Annotated in this window: 5 protein-coding genes; 3 read left to right on the top strand and 2 right to left on the bottom strand. The window is 51.4% G+C overall.

All coding sequences use genetic code 11. The features are described from left to right. Nucleotides 1-41 precede the first annotated feature (41 nt). Complete coding sequence (locus tag J3U88_RS33890; RefSeq protein ID WP_341535208.1) at nucleotides 42-560, bottom strand: transposase; 519 nt, start codon at nucleotides 558-560, stop codon at nucleotides 42-44. 137 nt (nucleotides 561-697) lie between these two features. On the opposite strand from J3U88_RS33890, the gene tnpA reads away from it, so the two are divergent. The 3 genes from tnpA to tnpC are packed head-to-tail and all read left to right on the top strand — an operon-like array spanning nucleotide 698 to nucleotide 2,880. After that, complete coding sequence (tnpA, locus tag J3U88_RS33885; protein ID WP_207863658.1) at nucleotides 698-1,066, top strand: IS66 family insertion sequence element accessory protein TnpA; 369 nt, start codon at nucleotides 698-700, stop codon at nucleotides 1,064-1,066. A gap of 1 nt (nucleotide 1,067) precedes the next feature. After that, nucleotides 1,068-1,415 carry an IS66 family insertion sequence element accessory protein TnpB gene (gene tnpB, locus J3U88_RS33880; RefSeq protein WP_207863657.1) on the top strand — a complete coding sequence of 116 codons (348 nt, stop codon included), beginning with the start codon at nucleotides 1,068-1,070 and terminating at the stop codon, nucleotides 1,413-1,415. A gap of 37 nt (nucleotides 1,416-1,452) precedes the next feature. Further along, nucleotides 1,453-2,880 carry an IS66 family transposase gene (gene tnpC, locus J3U88_RS33875; RefSeq protein WP_207863656.1) on the top strand — a complete coding sequence of 476 codons (1,428 nt, stop codon included), beginning with the start codon at nucleotides 1,453-1,455 and terminating at the stop codon, nucleotides 2,878-2,880. A gap of 29 nt (nucleotides 2,881-2,909) precedes the next feature. Here tnpC and J3U88_RS33870 read toward each other — a convergent pair. Beyond that, nucleotides 2,910-3,492, bottom strand: a 583-nt coding sequence (locus tag J3U88_RS33870; RefSeq protein WP_207863655.1) for a transposase, incomplete at its 5' end; no start/stop codon positions are given.

Raw genomic sequence — 3,492 nt, 5'->3', positions numbered from 1 at the left:
CAATGCCGTTAAGTTAAGAACCAAAACGATAGGAAAATGGGCTAGCGGTTTGATTTGTAGCCAGGCGCGAAAATTTGAATCTTCACGATATATCTGCCTGATGCTCGCCTCTTCGCCGTTCGGCCGGGTGCGCTGCCGGTCAGTGACTTCCGAAATATCTCGCTCAATCCCTTGAGGATGGGCCTCGGCTTATTTCGTAAAAACAGAAGCGCTATCGTGTTTTTCATTTTTGCAAGTGCCTGCGTGAGACAGAGTTTGTAATGGTTTAAGGTTCGGTCATTGTAGGCATCGACATGCTCTTGCTCTTGAAGCAGGAGGGCCGAGGTTAGGGCTTCGGCAAAAATTTTTGCATGAAAGTCCTGGCGCGCGGCATCCGGGTCAAGACCGCTTATCTCTTCAATTTTCAGGCGTGCCTTTTTCGACTTGAATGATTCTTCGATTTGCCATCGTTGATGGTAGAGCTCGATAAGGTCCTGTCGGCTGTATTTCTGCTTCTCAATAAGAGAGGTCATGAGTATGAACATTTCGCCCTTTATGTGAAAACGGATCATACGAACCATCATGGGCTTTGAGAAAAGCGACCCTGATGATGCTTTGCGCGCGACCTCCTTGGGCACGGGCAGCGTAAGCGCGTGACGAACTGCATCTTTTAATTGAGGACCAGCCGAATCAAGATATTGGTTCAGGAGGGTTACTTATGATCGATTCTGAAACTACACCAACCCACGCGGGTGGCAAAGCGGCGGTATGGTCGCAACGTATTCGCCAATGGGAAGCTTCGGGTTTGACTCAGGTTGAATTCTGTCGTCGACACCAGCTCAAGATCGCCACATTTCGCTATTGGCGCCAACGGTTACCCGCCAAGCGGCATGCCACCGCGAAGGGCTCCTTACGACTTGTACCCATCACAAATCCTGCCGCCGAGGAAGAATTGCCCGCTTCACCGTCCCAGCCGGCGTCGTCTCAAGGTCTCTCCATCGAATGTAACGGGATCTCTGTTCGCATTGACGATCAGTTCAATCCCGAAACTTTGGCGCGGGTCATCGCGGTTCTGCGGGCGGTTTAAGATGTGGACGGTTAGTAAACGCGCGAAGGTTTTCCTCGCCTTGGCACCCGTGGATATGCGCAAATCTTTCGACGGGCTTGCCGCCTGGGTTGCCGCGGAGCTGGATCGAAAACCTATGTCCGGCGATCTGTTCGTGTTCTCCAACCGCCGTCGCAACATGGTGAAGGTCCTCTACTTTGAGCGCAACGGCTTTTGCCTTTGGAGCAAACGCTTAATCGAGGCGCGATTTCGGTGGCCCAAAGATGAACAAGCCGCGATGGAATTAAGGAGACAGGAACTCGCCTGGCTACTCGAAGGTTTAGATCTGAGCCAAGCGCATAAAAAAGTCACCTACGACACCATCTATTAGTTGTTTATTGAGAGAGATTTGGGGTAAAACAGACGGCATGAGCCAGACGCAGAAGAACGAACCCCGAGTCGCAGAATTAGAATTGGAAAACGAACTCTTGCGGGAGAAAATTCGTTTCCTCGAAGGCAAGCTCTATCACCGCTCAAGCGAAGCACGCAAGGCGCCCGGCCCTGAAGAACAAGACAGCCTCTTTGATCTTGAAGAAGAGGAAAAGCCCGACGATGAAAGCGAACCTGAACAAGAAAAGGTGACCTACACGCGGCGCAAACGCGGCAAGCGTCAACCCATTCCCGATCATTTCGAGCGCGTGGAAATTCTGCACGATCTGAGTGACGAAGAGAAGGTATGTGCATGTGGCACAACGCGTAAGCGGATTGGCGAAGAAACAAGCGAGCAGCTTGACCTGATTCCGGCAAAGGTTCAGGTATTGCGCCACATTCGTCCAAAATATGTTTGTCCCTGCTGCGAGAGTTCGGAGGAAACCGAAACACCCGTTGCAATCGCGCCATCGCCTAAGAGCATGATTCCAAAAAGCTTGGCCGGTCCTGGGTTGCTTGCCCACCTCATAAATGCCAAATATACCGATGCGCTTCCCTTCTATCGCCAAGAAAAACAGTTGGCGCGCTTGGGTGTGCGTCTTTCGCGCACAACGATGAGCGAATGGTCGCAAAAAGCGGCCTCTCGTTGCCGGGAATTGGTCGATTTAATTCAGGACGACCTGCTCGCATCGAATTATGTGCAAATCGATGAAACCCGAGTTCGTGTTCATGGCGAACAGGACCGAAAAAATACAACGAACTCGTACATGTGGGTGATGCGCGGCGGTCTCCCGAACGAGGGGCCTCGAACTTATCTCTACAACTACAGCCCGACGCGCGCGGGAGAAACCGCAAAACGTTTGCTTTCCGGCTACCAAGGCTTGGTCCATACCGACGGCTATTCAGGCTATGACTTTCTCGGCCGGACCGAGGGTGTTGTCCACTTGGCTTGCTGGGTGCATGCCCGTCGCAAATTTGACGAAACCATCAAAGCCAACAAAAAGGGCAGCAAGAAAACGTCCCATGCGCAACGTGTTTTGAGCCTTATCGCCAAGATTTACAAGGGTCACAAGGCGATGGCGGAGCACGGCTTGACGGGTGAAAAACGTCTCGACTATCGTCGGGAGAAAATCGATCCGCAATTAAAGAAACTCAAAGACTTGCTGGAAACGCTCCTCCCAAAAACACCGCCGGAAAGCAAGTTAGGGAAGGCGGTTCGCTACATGAGCAACCGGTGGAGACAACTGGTTGCTTGTTTTGAATACAGCGAGGTTCGGCTGGACACCAACTTGGTCGAGAACGCAATACGACCCTTTGTCATTGGTCGGAAGAACTGGCTTCATTGCGGCAGCCCCGAAGGTGCGGCGGCAAACGGCATTTGGTTTTCAATCATCGAGACGGCCAAGGCCAATGGTCAATGCCGTTAAGTTAAGAACCAAAACGATAGGAAAATGGGCTAGCGGTTTGATTTGTAGCCAGGCGCGAAAATTTGAATTTTCACGATATATCTGCCTGATGCTCGCCTCTTCGCCGTTCGGCCGGGTGCGCTGCCGGTCAGTGACTTCCGAAATATCTCGCTCAATTCCTTGAGGATGGGCCTCGGCTTATTTCGTAAAAACAGAAGCGCTATCGTGTTTTTCATTTTTGCAAGTGCCTGCGTGAGACAGAGTTTGTAATGGTTTAAGGTTCGGTCATTGTAGGCATCGACATGCTCTTGCTCTTGAAGCAGGAGGGCCGAGGTTAGGGCTTCGGCAAAAATTTTTGCATGAAAGTCCTGGCGCGCGGCATCCGGGTCAAGACCGCTTATCTCTTCAATTTTCAGGCGTGCCTTTTTCGACTTGAATGATTCTTCGATTTGCCATCGTTGATGGTAGAGCTCGATAAGGTCCTGTCGGCTGTATTTCTGCTTCTCAATAAGAGAGGTCATGAGTATGAACATTTCGCCCTTTATGTGAAAACGGATCATACGAACCATCATGGGCTTTGAGAAAAGCGACCCTGATGATGCTTTGCGCGCGACCTCCTTGGGCACGGGCAGC

Origin of the sequence: Acanthopleuribacter pedis, assembly GCF_017377855.1 — a bacterium.
Lineage (GTDB): Bacteria > Acidobacteriota > Holophagae > Acanthopleuribacterales > Acanthopleuribacteraceae > Acanthopleuribacter > Acanthopleuribacter pedis.
Note: the sequence above shows the minus strand (reverse complement) of the source record. Positions and strands in the feature narration are given on the sequence as shown.

What these genes read in the sequence shown, in the direction of transcription:
- tnpC (WP_207863656.1), top strand. Translation starts at nt 1,453, where the DNA reads ATGAGCCAGACGCAGAAGAACGAACCCCGAGTCGCAGAATTAGAATTG.
- tnpA (WP_207863658.1), top strand. Translation starts at nt 698, where the DNA reads ATGATCGATTCTGAAACTACACCAACCCACGCGGGTGGCAAAGCGGCG.
- tnpB (WP_207863657.1), top strand. Translation starts at nt 1,068, where the DNA reads ATGTGGACGGTTAGTAAACGCGCGAAGGTTTTCCTCGCCTTGGCACCC.
- J3U88_RS33890 (WP_341535208.1), bottom strand. Translation starts at nt 560, where the DNA reads ATGGTTCGTATGATCCGTTTTCACATAAAGGGCGAAATGTTCATACTC.